The organism is Xanthomonas sp. NCPPB 3582, assembly GCF_041475735.2.
In the GTDB taxonomy this organism is placed as follows: domain Bacteria; phylum Pseudomonadota; class Gammaproteobacteria; order Xanthomonadales; family Xanthomonadaceae; genus Xanthomonas; species Xanthomonas codiaei.
In genome coordinates this window covers 3,966,401-3,980,282 of record NZ_CM192968.1, presented here as the reverse complement: position 1 = coordinate 3,980,282, position 13,882 = coordinate 3,966,401, and the positions used below count along the sequence as shown (strand labels likewise).

The following is a 13,882-nucleotide window of genomic DNA, read 5'->3' as shown; positions in this document are numbered from 1 at the left end:
GACGAACGCAACCGCAAAGCGGCAAGGTGAGCGGCCAGCGCAGCAGCAAGACTGCGTCGCGTTACCGCATGCGATCTGCCTGCAGCTGAAAATAAAGCGACGCTCCCGCGCCGCTTCTTCGATTCCCGGCAACCCGGCACAAACCAACCGCAGCCGTGTTGCGCTTTCCCGAATCCCGAATCCCGAATCCCGAATCCCGAATCCCGAATCCCAAATCCCTAAGCGGCCACCGCCTTCGGTCCGGTCGCAGGCTGTTCCAACGCAAACAGGTCCGACGGCAGTTCCTTGAACAACTGCGCCAGCTGCTCCAGGAACGCGGTCATGGCGGAGCTGCGACGCCAGGCCATCGCAATGCGGCGGCTGGGCTGCTTGTCTTCGCGGAAGCGGATCAGGCGGATGTTTTCCGACCGCGCAACCGGCGGCTTGACCGCCAGCAAGGGCAGCAGGGTCACGCCGACATTGGCCGCCACCATCTGGCGCAGGGTTTCCAGGCTGGTGGCCTGGAACTCCGACTTTTCCAGCGCGCCGGCCAGATGGCAGACATCCAGCGCCTGTTCGCGCAGGCAGTGACCATCTTCCAGCAACAACAGACGCTGCTCGGACAGATCGTCCAGCGTCATGCTGTCGTGGCGCGCCAGCGGATGGCCGTCCGGTACCGCCAGCACGAAGGGTTCTTCGAACAGGAACTCGGCATGCAGCTGATCGTCCTGCAATGGCAGCGCCAGCAGCGCGGCGTCCAGGCGACCTTCGCGCAACTGGTGCATCAACTGGTCGCTTTTTTCTTCGATCAACAGCAGTTCCAGGCGCGGAAACCGTTCGCGGATGCGCGGCACCACATGCGGCAACAGATAGGGCGCCAGGGTGGGGAAGATGCCCAGCCGCACGGTGCCCGCTTCCGGGTCCTGGCTGCGGCGTGCGGCTTCCTTCATCTGCTCCACTTCGGCAACGATGCCGCGCGCGCGCATGGCGGCCTCGCGGCCGGCCGGCGTCAGCATCACCTTGCGCGGTGCGCGCTCCACCAGCGGCACGCCCAGCTCGTCTTCGAGTTTCTTGATCTGGGTGGACAGCGTGGGCTGACTGACAAAGCACGCGGTGGCGGCGCGGCCGAAATGCTTGTGGTCGGCCAGGGCGACCAGATACTTCAGGTCACGCAGATTCATGTGCAGCAGCCCTCGTTGCGGTGACGGTTGAGACCGGCGTGGTGACAGCTTACGCCGCCCGGTGTCGGGCGGCGGTTCGTCGCCGCGCTTACGCGGCTTCGGCAACAGCCTGCGTGCTGACCGGGGCGCTGGAGCGGATCAGGTAGTCGAAGGCGCTCAGGGCAGCCTTGGAACCTTCGCCCATCGCGATCACGATCTGCTTGTACGGCACCGTGGTGGCATCGCCGGCGGCGAACACGCCCGGCACATTGGTCTGGCCGCGGTCGTCGACGATGATCTCGCCACGCGGCGACAACTCCACCGTGCCGCGCAGGAACTCGGTGTTGGGCAGCAGGCCGATCTGCACGAACACGCCTTCCAGCTCGATGTGCTGGGTGTCGCCGCCGGTGCGGTCGGTATAGACCAGGCCGGTGACCTTCTGCCCGTCGCCCAGCACTTCGGTGGTCTGCGCGCTGGTGATGATGCGCACGTTGTGCAGGCTGCGCAGCTTGCGCTGCAGCACTTCGTCGGCGCGCAGCTTGTCGTCGAATTCAACCAGCGTGACATGCGCCACGATGCCGGCCAGATCGATCGCCGCTTCCACGCCCGAGTTGCCGCCGCCGATCACCGCCACGCGCTTGCCCTTGAACAGCGGGCCGTCGCAGTGCGGGCAATAGGCCACGCCCTTGTTCTTGTACTGGTCTTCGCCCGGCACGTTCATCTGCCTCCAGCGCGCACCGGTGGACAGGATCACCGTCTTGCTCTTGAGCGAGGCGCCATTGGCCAGCTTGATCTCGATCAGGCCATCGGTACCGGCCGGGATCAGCTGTTCGGCGCGCTGCAGGTTCATGATGTCCACCTCGTACTGGCGCACATGCTGTTCCAGCGCAGCCGCCATCTTCGGGCCTTCGGTTTCCGGCACCGAGATGAAGTTCTCGATCGACATGGTGTCCAGCACCTGTCCACCGAAACGCTCGGCGGCCACGCCGGTGCGGATGCCCTTGCGTGCGGCGTACACGGCCGCTGCAGAACCGGCCGGGCCACCACCGACCACCAGCACGTCGAAGGCCTCCTTGGCGGCGATCCTGGCGGCATCGCGCTTGGCGGCATTGGTGTCCAGCTTGGCGACGATCTGCTCCAGCGTCATGCGGCCCTGGTCGAACAGTTCGCCGTTCAAGTACACGGTGGGCACCGACATGATCTGGCGGGCTTCGACCTCGTCCTGGAACCACGCGCCATCGATGGCAACGTGCTTGATGCGCGGGTTGAGCACGGCGGCCAGGTTCAGCGCCTGCACCACATCCGGGCAGTTCTGGCAGGACAGCGAGAAATAGGTTTCAAACTGGTAGTCGCCATCCAGGTGCTGCACCTGCTCGATCAACTCGGCGGTGGCCTTGGATGGGTGGCCGCCCACCTGCAGCAACGCCAGCACCAGCGAGGTGAACTCGTGGCCCATCGGCAGGCCGGCGAAGCGCAGCGAGATGTCCTGGCCCGGGGTGGTCAGCGCGAACGACGGCTTGCGCTGGTCGTCGTCGCGATGCGCCTCCAGGCTGATCTTGTCCGACAGCAGCACCAGGTCTTCCAGCAGGTCGAGCATTTCGCGCGAGCCGGGGCTGTCGTCGATCGACGCGTGGATCTGGATCGGGCGCGTCACCCGTTCCAGGTAGGCGGTCAGCTGGGTCTTGAGATTGGCATCCAACATGGAAAACTCCTGGGAATGGGCAAGGGGAGGGCGTGACGCCGCTGCGCATGCGCAGCTCGCCTGGGGAGGAAGGGATGAACCGCAGCCGGCGCGGGGTCGGGATGCGTGCTGGCGATGGCGGGCGGGCAGCCCGGCACCGGCTCCGGTTCACCCCCGGCCCGGAATATCGGGCCAGGGATGCGCGGCGGCTTAGATCTTGCCGACCAGGTCCAGCGACGGAGCCAGGGTCTTGGCGCCTTCCTTCCACTTGGCCGGGCAGACCTGGCCAGGATTGTTGGCCACGAACTGCGCTGCGGTCAGCTTGCGCAGCGTCTCGGTGACGTCGCGGGCGATGGAGTTGTCGTGGATTTCCAGGGTCTTGATCACGCCTTCCGGGTTGATGATGAAGGTGCCGCGCAGGGCCAGGCCTTCTTCCTCGATGTGCACGCCGAAGGCGCGGGTCAGCTTATGGGTCGGGTCGCCGATCAGCGGGAACTGCGCCTTGCCCACGGCCGGGGAGGTTTCGTGCCACACCTTGTGCGAGAAATGCGTATCGGTGGTGACGATGTAGACCTCGGCGCCTGCCTTCTGGAACGCGGCATAGTTATCGGCGGCGTCTTCCACTTCGGTCGGGCAGTTGAAGGTGAATGCGGCCGGCATGAAGATCAGCACCGACCACTTGCCCTTCAGGCTGGCCTCGGTGACTTCGATGAAGTTGCCATTGTGGAACGCATTCGCCTTGAATGGCTGGACCTGGGTGTTGATGAGAGACATTGAGTTTCCTCGTGCGATGAAAGGGGGGGCGGGGGATGGAACAGGCGCCATGGTAGGCAGGATCAATAGATTTCTCAAATCGATTTTTGGAATTGCATAGATAGTCTGTGACTATCGATTCCGCAGATGGCATCTGCCGATGCGGCGCGCGGTTCCAGCCCCGATAATGGCCGGCCGACGTTGCGCACGAGTGAATGATCCGTATGAGCGATGAGTCCGCCGCCTCCGCCGAGCACCTGTTGCGGCAGGCATGCCAGCGGATCAATCGTGGCGATGCCGAGCCCCTGTTGCTGCATGCGCTGGGCCGCGATCGCGCCTGGTTGTTCGCGCATGGCCGCGATCCGGTGACGGCGACGGTGGCTGCGGAGTTCCAGGCCCTGGTGCAGCGGCGTGTGGACGGCGAGCCGGTGGCCTACCTGACCGGTTCGCGCGGCTTCTGGACGCTGGATCTGGAGGTCTCGACGGCCACGCTGATCCCGCGCGCGGACACTGAAGCACTGGTCGAGTTGGCCCTGGAGCGGCTGGACCACGCCCCTGGCCGGCGGGTGGCCGATCTGGGGACCGGCAGTGGCGCGATCGCCCTGGCCATCGCCAGCGAGCGCCCGCAGGCGCAGCTGATCGCCACCGATGCCAGTGCGGCCGCGCTCGCCATTGCGCGGCGCAACGCCGATCGTCATCGCCTATTGAACGTGCAGTTCCGCCACGGCAGTTGGTTCGTGCCACTGGCAGGCGAGCGCTTCGACCTGATCGCCAGCAACCCGCCGTATATCGCCGCCGGCGACCCGCATCTGGCGCAGGGCGATCTGCGCCACGAGCCGGCCAGCGCGCTGGCCTCCGGCAACGACGGGCTGGCCGACATCCGCCGGATCGTGGCCGATGCACCGATGCATCTGCGCAGCGGCGGATGGCTGCTGCTCGAGCACGGTTGGGATCAGGGCGAGGCGGTGGCCGAGCTGCTGCGCGCGCGTGGGTTTGTGCAGGTCGCCACGCAACAGGACCTGGAGCAGCGCGACCGGGTGAGCCTGGGCTGCTGGCAGGACGACGGCGCGGCCTGAGCCGGTTGGCGACCGCAAGGCAGCCCATGCCGCCTAATGTATTGCTGCGCGCCATGCGGTAGAAGCAGACGATGCATCGCCGCCGGCCGATACACTACGGGTTTTCGCCCAGGACCGACGCATGCGCACGCTCTATCCCGAGATCACCCCCTACGAGCAGGGCAGCCTGAAGGTCGACGACCGCCACACGCTGTATTTCGAACAGTGCGGCAACCCGCAGGGCAAGCCGGTGGTGCTGCTGCACGGCGGCCCGGGCGGCGGTTGCAACGCCAAGATGCGGCGCTTCCACGACCCGGCCAAGTACCGCATCGTGCTGTTCGATCAGCGCGGCTCGGGCCGTTCCACCCCGCATGCCGATCTCACCGACAACACCACCTGGGATCTGGTGGCCGACATCGAACGCCTGCGCACGCACCTGGGCATCGAACGCTGGCAGGTGTTCGGCGGCAGCTGGGGGTCGACGCTGGCGCTGGCCTATGCGCAGACCCACCCGCAGCGGGTGACCGAGCTGTTGCTGCGCGGGATCTTCCTGCTGCGCCGGTTCGAGCTGGAATGGTTCTACCAGGAAGGCGCCAGCCGGCTGTTCCCGGATGCCTGGGAGCACTACATCAATGCGATCCCGGTCGAAGAGCGCGACGACCTGATCGCCGCCTTCCATCGCCGCCTGACCAGCGACGACGAGGCCACGCAACTGGCCGCCGCCAAGGCCTGGAGCGTGTGGGAAGGCGCCACCAGCTTCCTGCATGTGGACCAGGACTTCGTCACCGGGCATGAGGACGCGCACTTTGCGCTGGCCTTTGCCCGCATCGAGAACCACTACTTCGTCAACCAGGGCTTTTTCGAGGTGGAAGGCCAGTTGCTGCGCGACGCGCACCGCATCGCCGACATCCCCGGCGTGATCGTGCACGGCCGTTACGACGTGGTCTGCCCGCTGCAAAGCGCCTGGGATCTGCACAAGGTCTGGCCCAAGGCGCAGCTGCAGATCAGCCCGGCCTCGGGGCACTCGGCGTTCGAGCCGGAAAATGTCGATGCATTGGTGCGTGCGACCGATGGGTTTGCGTGATCGCACGCTGCCACGCGGGGGGCGGTTATTGCCTGCGCGGGCCGCGCGTCGCCTGATCTTTAGGGTGGGTCGCTCGCGCAGGACTCGTTCTGTGTAGGAACGCCTCTGGGGCGCGACGGGCCTTGTCGGTAAGGCCCGTCGCGCCCGGGGGCGCTCCTACCTGGGAATGTGTTGTTCGTCGTCGCGTGTCGCAGGACGGTCACCGCGGCGGCAGATCCTCAGCCAGCGGCGGCAGCAGGCGCGCCAATCGCTGCGCCCACGCCGTTTGCCCGGCGGTATCGGCAATCAGGTCCTGGCGGATTTCCAGTTCCACGTGCGGCAGGCCGCGGCCTTCGCCATGGACCGGAATCGCGTAGTCGGTGGCATCGCTGACCGCATACGGCTGGTTGTCGCCAACCACCAACCCCGGTTCTGCGCGCAAGGCATCCAGCAGGCGATGTGCCAGCCGGGTGTCGCGGTGGTACAGCACGCCGGCATGCCAGGGGCGCGCCTGGCCGGCCATCACCGGGGTGAAGCTGTGCATGGACACCAGCAGCGTCGGTTGCCGGCGTGCGGCGCGCGCGTCCAGCTCGGCGGCGATGCGGTCGTGATACGGCGCGAAGATGGCATCGATGCGCTGCTGGCGCTCGGCCGGGGTCAGCTGCAGATTGCCGGGAACGGTGGTGCCGTCGCTGCGTTCCGGCATCCGGCTGGCCGCGCCATCGGGCCGGTTGCAGTCGATCACCAGCCGCGAATAGGTCTGGGTGATGGCGATCGCATCCAGTGCCTCGGCCAGCAGGCGGGTAACCTGCGCAATGCCGATATCCCAGCCGATATGGCGGTCCAGCTCGAACTGCGGCAGGCCCAGATTGGTCAGCCGTGCCGGCACGCGCTGGCCGGCATGGTCGGCAATCAACAGCCAGGGCGATGCGGCCTGCGCGTTGTGCACGGTGAACGGCGCCGGATCCCCGGCGCCGAGCAATGGCTCGATTGCTGCATCAACCACGCGGGGTGCCATCCAGTGCGTGATCGACCAGATACAGGCCGGCCCATAGCTTGGGGTCCATCTGGTAGCCCTCGGCCATCTTCTGCACCAGCCAGGCGCCGACCTGCGCGCGCGGGATTTCGTGCACGGTGATGTCCTCGCTGGCATCGCCACCGCCGGCGCCGACCTTGCGCAGCCCGGTGGCGCGCACGAAGGCGATCTTCTCGCTGCTTGCGCCAGCCGAGGTGGGGCCGATCATCAGCACTTCGGCGTTGTCGGCGGTCCAGCCGGTCTCTTCTTCCAGCTCGCGGATGGCCGACAGTTCGATCGACTCGCCGGCATGCACGTCGCCCACCAGCCCGGCCGGCATTTCGATGGTGCGCGCCTGCAGCGGCACGCGGAATTGCTCGACGAACAGCATTGCATCGTCCGGGGTCACCGCCACGATGATCGCGGCCAGGCCGCCGGCATGCACGCGCTCGGAATATTCCCAGGTGCCACGCACCACCATGCGCTGGTATTTGCCTTCGTAAACCACGGTGGGCGGCGTGTCGTGTCGGTTCATGGGGTCGGGCCTTGGGACAGGGATGCGGGGGGAAGTGGCGGCGTGGCAGCCGTGCAGGCGGCCAGCAGCCGCCGGCGCGTGAGCGGGCCGAAGCGCAGGCTGTCGCACAGCCCGGTCAGCATGTCGGTATCGGCCGGTGCACGCGTGAAACCGGTGGCGGTGAGGTCCAGCGGCGCATCCAGCGCGATGGTGGTGAGCTGGCGCCACAGCAGCGCATGTTCGCGCTGTTCGCGCAGCCGCGCTGCCATTTGCGCGGCGCCGCGCAGGCGCAGGAACGGGATCTCGTCGATACGCTCCAGCAGCGCATCCAGGCTGCCGAAATGCGCCAGCAGCACCGCTGCCGATTTGGCGCCGATGCCGGTGACGCCGGGAATGTTGTCGATCGCATCGCCGCACAGCGCCAGGTAATCGGCGATCTGGTGCGCATGCACGCCGTGGCGCGCCTTCACCCCGTCCATGCCCCAGCGCAGATTGCGCGCGTAATCCCATTGCTCGTCGTGTTCGAACAACAGCTGCGACAGGTCCTTGTCGGCCGAGACGATGATGCCGCGCAGGCCATGCCCGCGCACGCTGTGCAGGGCGCTGCCGATCAGATCGTCGGCCTCGTAGTGGCGATGGGCCAGCACGCTCAGCCCCAGCGCCGCGCACAGCGCCTTGCAATGGGCGAACTGGCGCCGCAATGCGTCCGGCGCCGGTTCGCGGTTGCCCTTGTAGGCGGGGTAGATCGCATGCCGGAAGCAGCTGTCCAGCGCCTCGTCGAAGGCGATGGCGATGTACTGCGGATGCTCGCGTTCGAGCAGGTCCAGCAGGAAGCGTGCGAACCCGTGCACGGCGTTGGTCGGCCAGCCCTGCGCGTCCTGGAATTCATCCGGAATCGAATGCCAGGCGCGAAACACGTACAGGCTGGCATCCACCAGATACAGCGGCTCCGGCCGCGGGCCGCCCGGCAGCGCCGCTGCAATGGCGCCGGGCAGCGTGCTCATGGGGTCCAGTCGCGCAGCAGGGTGCGCGGGTCCGGGCGCTCGCGTTCGGGCACCTGCAGGCGCGGCGTGCCGATATGGATGAAACCGGCGATGCGTTCGTGTTCCTGCAGGCCCAGATAGCCGCCCACGGCCGGGTCGTAGGCCATCCACGCGGTCAGCCATTGCGCGCCGAACCCATACGCCTGTGCGGCCTGCAGCAGCGCAAAACACACGCAGCCGGCAGTGAGCAGCTGCTCCTGCTCGGGCACCTTGTGGTCCGGCTGCAGCGTGGCGATCACCACGATCACCACTGGTGCATCGTTGAAGCGGTTGCGGTCTTTTTCCACCGCCGCCGGCGGCGCCAACGGATCGGCGGCCTGGGTGCGCTCGGCGAGGAAATCGCCCAGCGCCTGGCGTGCATCGCCCTGGATGCGCAGGAACCGGAACGGCACCAGCTTGCCGTGGTCGGGCACGCGCACCGCCGAGGTCAGCATGCGCAGCAGGGTGTCTTCATCCGGGCCGGGTTCGCCCAACTGCTTGGAGGGGACCGAGCGACGCGCATCCAGCGCCTGAAGCGAATACGGTGCGTGCATAGGTAGGTGTTCTGGGGGAATGCGCCGATTATAGACAGGCGCTGCACAACGCCCGCCTCATTGCGACGACGCGCCGGATGCCCCGGCGGTCGTGATTGCAGGTGCGTGGCGCAGCGGCCGCGCCGCTGCCGCAGGCAAGGGCATGGCGCGCAACCGGTAGCGGCGCACGTACACTGCGATCCCTGCGCGCCGTTCGCATCCACCTGACCCCGCGTGGTGCAGGGTGTCCGCCTTTCCTCGTGCTCGTTGCGTGCGTCGTCCGATGACCCAGTTCGTTTCCACCGACCCGTTGCCCAGCCGCAACGCGCAACTGCTCGATCAGGTGCGCGACATCGTGCTGGTGCCGCTGGCCGATGCCTTCATCGACGTCCAGGACGCGTTGGCGCAGGCCTTGTTCGCGCTGGCCGCCGATGCCGGCGCGGGCCAGAACGATTTCATGGAGGCGATCCAGGCCTTGCGGCAGCAGCGCGAGCCGATCACCGCACGGTTCCGTGGGCATCTGGCCAAGGCCTGGCAGGGGCTGGAATCCGGGCGCCCGCTGTCGGCCGAGCGCACCCTGGCACGCGGCGCTGCCGGGCTGACCCTGTTGCCCGAGCACGATCTGGAGGTGCGGCTGGCGGTGCGCAATCTGGCCGGCGCGCTGCAGCATCAGTGGCGGCCGGAGCTGATGCGGCTCAACCGCTATCTCGGCTTCATCGCCGGCGGGCTGCGCATCGATGGCGACAGCAACCCGTTCGGTCCGGAGCATCTGGGCGTTGCGCTGTACGAGGCGTTCCAGGGCGTGACGCTGACGGCCAAGGTGCACCTGGCGGTGCTCAAGGTATGCGAACAGCAGCTGATGCCGCGCGTGGGCCAGCGCTATGCCGAGCTTGAGCAGGCACTGGCGCAGGTCGCGCGCCTGCGCGAGTTGCCGCTGGCGCGGCAGCGCCGCAGCGGCATCCCGCGCCAGGGCCTGCACTGTGGCGAGGATGCGGCCGACACGCCGGACTGGATGGCACGCTTCTTTGCCGATTGGTCGGGCGGGCAGGGCGCGCTGGTCGGGGTCGAGGTCATCGACGTGCATCTGCGCAGCGGTCGCGAGGTCTTGCCGGCCGGGCTGCACCAGCGCTTGCAGGCGCGCCGCCAGCGCGAGCCGGAGACTGGCCCGCCGGCCGTGCAGCGGCGGTTGTCGCCGCGCGAGGTGGTGTCGGCGCTGTCGTTGCTGCAGACCATGCCGCGGGCCGGATTCGACAGCATCGACGAGGCGCGGCAAGGGCTGCCGCGCGCGCTGCGCGAGCACCTCATGCGCGCGGCGGCCTCGCTCGGCGTGGACCCGGCCAGCACCGGCCTTGACCCCAGCGATGCCGATGCGCTGGATCTGATCGCGCTGTTGTTCGAGGCGATCCTGGTGCAGAGCCAGCTGTCGGACACCCAACGCAGCACGCTCGGCCAGTTGCTGGTGCCGATGGCCAAGCTGGCGATGCTCGACGGCCATCTGTTCGTGCGCGACGGCCATCCGGCGCGGCGCCTGCTCAACCTGTTGGTCGACGCCTGCGATGGCAACGGCGGCGAGACCGCGGCCGAACAGGCCCTGCTGGCGCAGGTGGATGCGGCCGTGGCCAGCATCGTGCGCGAGTTCGACGAGCATCCGGCGCTTTTTCTGGCGCTGGAGGCCGAGTTCGGCGCCAGCTACGAGCAGTATCGGCGCCGCGTGGAGATCGCCGAACGCCGCGCAAACGAACTGCAGCGCGCCGAGGAGCGCCGCGAGCGCGCCCGCCGCTGTGCGGCCCAGGCGCTGGCCGAGCGCCTGGCGCGTGGACCGTTGCCGCCGGTGGTGGAGCAGTTTCTCAGACGCGTGTGGCACCCGAGCGTGCAGCAGGCCGCCTTGCGCGCCGACGGCGCAGGCCCGGCAGTGGACGCCGCCATCGCGCTTGGCGATAGCGTACTGGCCCAGCTGACGCCCGCCCGCGATGCGGCGGTGCTGGAGGCGCAGCAGGCGCCCTTGCTGCAGGCCTTCGCGCTGGCCGGCCTGGGACCGCGGGAGGCCGAGCAGGCGTTGCAGGAATTGCGGCGTGCGCTGGCGCCGATGCCGGCTGCCGACGTCGCGGACCGACAGGCGCCCACGCTGACCGCGCTGAGCCTGGCGCCCAGCCCGGTCGATCCGGTCGCCGAGCCGCTGACGCCGATGCTCGACGCCGGCGCGCAGGTGGAATTCGACCGCATCACTGCCGAGTTCTTCCGCACCATGGCGATCGGCACCAGCCTGGATTTCGTCGATCGCGAGGGACGGGTGCAGCCGGGCAAGCTGTCATGGATCAGCCCGATTTCCGGCCGGCTGATGTTCGTCAACCGGCGCGGCGGGCGGTTGTGCGTGTCCTCGCCAGAAGAGCTGGCGATGATGGTCTGGCTGGACCGGCTGCGCCTGCATCGCGAGGAAGACGCCTTCTACAGCGCGATGCAGGGCGTGGTCGACGCGCTGGACGCGCCTGCCACGCTGAAGGCTTAACCCTCGCAGGCCAATCACGATCAGCGGCAGGCTCCACCATGCCGTTGCGAGCTAGGATGGTGGCTCGATCGGCGAACCCTGGGCAGTCACGAGTAAAGTGAGAGCTGCGTCACACTTAACAAACGAGCGAAGCGCCTACCATGCGGGGGCGGAATTTGGGGCCGCGTCTGTTATTCCTCGTTTGAATATTTTCACGCCTGCAGAGGCGGGGAGCCTTTGCGCATGACTTTTCAGCCCAGTCCGTCGGGACACCCGGGCCGTGACCAACGCTTGCTCGAACAGGCGCACGCCGCATTCGTGCCGCCGCTCGTACAGGTGTTTGCAGCTGCAGTGGCACATTTCGATGATGTCCTGTTCGATCGCGCCGAATCCGCGGGCGCGTCACAGTTGCTGTTTCTCGATGGCATGCGCGAGTTGCGCCGCAAGCGCGAGGACGTGGCCACGCAGTTCCGCCAGCAGCTGGAAGACGGCTGGCAGGCGCTGCTGCTTGGCACGCCGTTGTCGGCCGAAGTGGTGCTGGCCGGCGATATGGGCACCGGGCCGTTGAGCCTGGTGCCAGAGCATGTTCTGGAATCGCGGCTGGCGGTGCGCAACCTGGCCACCGTGCTGCTGCGCGATTTCAAGCAGGTACTGGCGCGCGTGGATCGCCGCCTGGGCTGGATTGCCGGCGGCCTGGAGCTGGTGGCCGACACCAACCCGTTCGGCCCGGAACATCTGGGCGTGGCGATCCACGAAGCCTTCGCCACCTGCGACCTGGCGCCGGAAGTGCGCCTGGTGCTGATCAAGTTGTGCGAGCGCGATCTGGCCGAGCCGATTGGCAAGCTGTACGCGCGCCTGGACGAAACGCTGGCCAAGGCCGGGGTGATGCCGGAAATCTCCCAGCCCAAGCGCCCGCCGCCGCGCATGCAGTCGCGGGGCGAGACGCCCGAAGGGCGCGCGCAGGACCAGGCGCAGGGCGGCAACGACGAGATGGGCGGCGACGAGCAGGGCGATCAGTACGCGCCAGCCTGGGCCAATCGCTTCCTGGACCGCTGGGCGCATAGCCGCGGCCGCATGCAGGCGGCTGCACAACGCGGCCACGCCGAAGGGGCCGGCGGCGGTGGCATGGACGGCGACGCCGACCACCCCGGTGGCAGCCAGGGTGTGCTGCTGGATGCCTTGCATGAGCTGTTGCAGCAGACCCGCAGCGTGCGCGACAGCGCCGCCTCGGCCGCCTCGGTGGCGGTGGGCCAGCAACGCCCGCTGAGCCAGCGCGAAATGATGTCGGTGTTGTCGCTGCTGCAGGCCACGCCCAGCGCGACCCTGCAGGCAGCGATCGGCGACGATAACGAATCGCTTGCGCAGCGGCTGAAGAACGAGGTGCTCAACAGCGCCACGCGGCTGGGCGTGGACCCGGCCACCGCAAAACTCGACCCGATGGACGAAGACGCCATCGACCTGGTCGGCATGCTGTTCGACGTGATGCTGGACGAACGCGACCTGGAAAGCCGCTCGCGCGAGATGATCGGCCGGCTGGTGGTGCCGTTCGTCAAGGTGGCGTTGCTGGACCGCAAGATGTTCGTGCAGAAGACGCACCCGGCGCGGCGCCTGCTCAATTCGCTGGCCGAGGCCTGCGAAGGCAATAACGGCGACAGTGCCGCCGAACGCGTGCTGATGGGCAAGGTCGAGGAAATCGTCGACCGGCTGGTGGCCGAATTCAACGAGAACCTGGCGATCTTCCTGACCCTGGAAGAGGAATTCCGCGATTTCCTGACCCAGCACCGGCGCCGGGTGGAAATCGCCGAGCGCCGCGCCACCGAAACCCAGCGCGGCCAGGAAAAACTCGAACTGGCGCGCACCCGCGCGCTGTCGGAATTGGAGCAACGGGTACCGGAGGCGGCGGGCCTGCCCAAGGCGGTGGAGGATTTCCTGCGCCAGCCGTGGCTGCATCACCTGACCATGGCGATCCTGCGCGACGGCGATGAAGGCCCCGGCACGGCGGAGGCGCTGGCGCTGGCCGACGGCGTGCTGGAAGAACTGGCCGAAGCGCGCCGCCACATCATCGGCAAGCCCTGGCTGCAGGTCTGGCAGCCGGCCCTGCACCGCGTCTTCGCCAGCGTGGGTTTGCATGGCGATGCGGTGGTGGTGGCGATCACCGCGCTGCACGACACCCTGCAGGCCATTGCCGAGGCGCGTCCGGAACTGGAGAAGGCGTTGCCGGAATTGCCGCAGGTCAACCTGCCGCCGCCGGCCGCCGAGAGCGTCAGCGTGGTACTGGGCGCCGAAGCGGTGGCGCAGAGTATCGACAGTGCCGATGCCGAGCGCTTCCGCGCCATGGACATCGGCACCTGGCTGGATTTTGTCGACAAGGACGGCAAGGTGCAGGCGGGCAAGCTGTCATGGGTGAGCCCGATCTCGCAGCGGTTGTTGTTCGTCAATCGGCGCGGCGTGCGTTTCTGCGTCGCCTCGCCGGAAGAACTGGCGGTGATGGTGCGCCTTGGCCGCTTGCGCGAGCACATCAACGACGGTGCCTTCGACAGCGCGATGCAGGGCGTGATCGACAGGTTGGACCCGTTGCACAACAACAGCACGGTGCACTGAGCGCCGCCGTTGCGCGCCCGC

At 67.8% G+C, this 13,882-nt stretch carries 11 protein-coding genes; 4 read left to right on the top strand and 7 right to left on the bottom strand.

Translation table 11 applies throughout. From position 1 onward, the window contains the following. Nucleotides 1-218 precede the first annotated feature (218 nt). The 3 genes from ACCQ05_RS16920 to ahpC all read right to left on the bottom strand — a co-directional run bounded on the left by ACCQ05_RS16920 (nucleotide 219) and on the right by ahpC (nucleotide 3,594). The gene (locus ACCQ05_RS16920) at nucleotides 219-1,160 is read right to left on the bottom strand and encodes a LysR substrate-binding domain-containing protein (RefSeq protein ID WP_372391649.1); all 942 of its coding nucleotides are present in this window, start codon (nucleotides 1,158-1,160) and stop codon (nucleotides 219-221) included. An 88-nt stretch (nucleotides 1,161-1,248) separates the two neighbouring features. After that, nucleotides 1,249-2,841: an alkyl hydroperoxide reductase subunit F gene (gene ahpF, locus ACCQ05_RS16915; RefSeq protein ID WP_104544286.1), complete on the bottom strand. Its 1,593-nt coding sequence runs from the start codon at nucleotides 2,839-2,841 to the stop codon at nucleotides 1,249-1,251. A gap of 189 nt (nucleotides 2,842-3,030) precedes the next feature. Continuing rightward, entirely contained in the window at nucleotides 3,031-3,594 is a 564-nt protein-coding gene (gene ahpC, locus ACCQ05_RS16910) for an alkyl hydroperoxide reductase subunit C (RefSeq protein ID WP_064508604.1), read from the bottom strand. Nucleotides 3,595-3,797: 203 nt separating this feature from the next. Here ahpC and prmC point away from each other — a divergent pair, with 203 nt between their 5' ends. Beyond that, nucleotides 3,798-4,649: a peptide chain release factor N(5)-glutamine methyltransferase gene (gene prmC, locus ACCQ05_RS16905; protein WP_372391645.1), complete on the top strand. Its 852-nt coding sequence runs from the start codon at nucleotides 3,798-3,800 to the stop codon at nucleotides 4,647-4,649. 121 nt (nucleotides 4,650-4,770) lie between these two features. Beyond that, nucleotides 4,771-5,712, top strand: a complete 942-nt coding sequence (gene pip / locus ACCQ05_RS16900; protein ID WP_372391643.1) for a prolyl aminopeptidase — start codon at nucleotides 4,771-4,773, stop codon at nucleotides 5,710-5,712. A gap of 199 nt (nucleotides 5,713-5,911) precedes the next feature. Here the strand turns inward: pip and ACCQ05_RS16895 are convergent, their stop codons facing one another. The 4 genes from ACCQ05_RS16895 to ACCQ05_RS16880 are packed head-to-tail and all read right to left on the bottom strand — an operon-like array spanning nucleotide 5,912 to nucleotide 8,796. Further along, nucleotides 5,912-6,697: an N-formylglutamate amidohydrolase gene (locus ACCQ05_RS16895; RefSeq protein WP_372391640.1), complete on the bottom strand. Its 786-nt coding sequence runs from the start codon at nucleotides 6,695-6,697 to the stop codon at nucleotides 5,912-5,914. Continuing rightward, a complete protein-coding gene (locus tag ACCQ05_RS16890; RefSeq protein WP_372391637.1) occupies nucleotides 6,690-7,241 on the bottom strand; it encodes an NUDIX hydrolase in 552 nt (183 codons plus the stop codon). Before ACCQ05_RS16890 ends, ACCQ05_RS16895 begins: the two co-directional genes overlap by 8 nt. Next, the gene (locus tag ACCQ05_RS16885; RefSeq protein WP_228962218.1) at nucleotides 7,238-8,224 is read right to left on the bottom strand and encodes a 5'-3' exonuclease; all 987 of its coding nucleotides are present in this window, start codon (nucleotides 8,222-8,224) and stop codon (nucleotides 7,238-7,240) included. Before ACCQ05_RS16885 ends, ACCQ05_RS16890 begins: the two co-directional genes overlap by 4 nt. Further along, complete coding sequence (locus tag ACCQ05_RS16880) at nucleotides 8,221-8,796, bottom strand: nitroreductase family protein (protein WP_104539876.1); 576 nt, start codon at nucleotides 8,794-8,796, stop codon at nucleotides 8,221-8,223. The genes ACCQ05_RS16885 and ACCQ05_RS16880 overlap by 4 nt, the downstream gene beginning before the upstream one ends. 262 nt (nucleotides 8,797-9,058) lie before the next feature. On the opposite strand from ACCQ05_RS16880, the gene ACCQ05_RS16875 reads away from it, so the two are divergent. Both ACCQ05_RS16875 and pacR read left to right on the top strand, forming a co-directional pair. Beyond that, a complete protein-coding gene (locus tag ACCQ05_RS16875) occupies nucleotides 9,059-11,281 on the top strand; it encodes a DUF1631 family protein (RefSeq protein WP_372391635.1) in 2,223 nt (740 codons plus the stop codon). A 222-nt stretch (nucleotides 11,282-11,503) separates the two neighbouring features. Beyond that, entirely contained in the window at nucleotides 11,504-13,861 is a 2,358-nt protein-coding gene (gene pacR / locus ACCQ05_RS16870; RefSeq protein ID WP_372391633.1) for a PacR family protein, read from the top strand. Nucleotides 13,862-13,882 lie beyond the last annotated feature (21 nt).

What these genes read in the sequence shown, in the direction of transcription:
- ahpC (WP_064508604.1), bottom strand. Translation starts at nt 3,594, where the DNA reads ATGTCTCTCATCAACACCCAGGTCCAGCCATTCAAGGCGAATGCGTTC.
- ACCQ05_RS16885 (WP_228962218.1), bottom strand. Translation starts at nt 8,224, where the DNA reads ATGAGCACGCTGCCCGGCGCCATTGCAGCGGCGCTGCCGGGCGGCCCG.
- pacR (WP_372391633.1), top strand. Translation starts at nt 11,504, where the DNA reads ATGACTTTTCAGCCCAGTCCGTCGGGACACCCGGGCCGTGACCAACGC.
- ACCQ05_RS16890 (WP_372391637.1), bottom strand. Translation starts at nt 7,241, where the DNA reads ATGAACCGACACGACACGCCGCCCACCGTGGTTTACGAAGGCAAATAC.
- ACCQ05_RS16920 (WP_372391649.1), bottom strand. Translation starts at nt 1,160, where the DNA reads ATGAATCTGCGTGACCTGAAGTATCTGGTCGCCCTGGCCGACCACAAG.
- ahpF (WP_104544286.1), bottom strand. Translation starts at nt 2,841, where the DNA reads ATGTTGGATGCCAATCTCAAGACCCAGCTGACCGCCTACCTGGAACGG.
- ACCQ05_RS16880 (WP_104539876.1), bottom strand. Translation starts at nt 8,796, where the DNA reads ATGCACGCACCGTATTCGCTTCAGGCGCTGGATGCGCGTCGCTCGGTC.
- ACCQ05_RS16875 (WP_372391635.1), top strand. Translation starts at nt 9,059, where the DNA reads ATGACCCAGTTCGTTTCCACCGACCCGTTGCCCAGCCGCAACGCGCAA.
- pip (WP_372391643.1), top strand. Translation starts at nt 4,771, where the DNA reads ATGCGCACGCTCTATCCCGAGATCACCCCCTACGAGCAGGGCAGCCTG.
- prmC (WP_372391645.1), top strand. Translation starts at nt 3,798, where the DNA reads ATGAGCGATGAGTCCGCCGCCTCCGCCGAGCACCTGTTGCGGCAGGCA.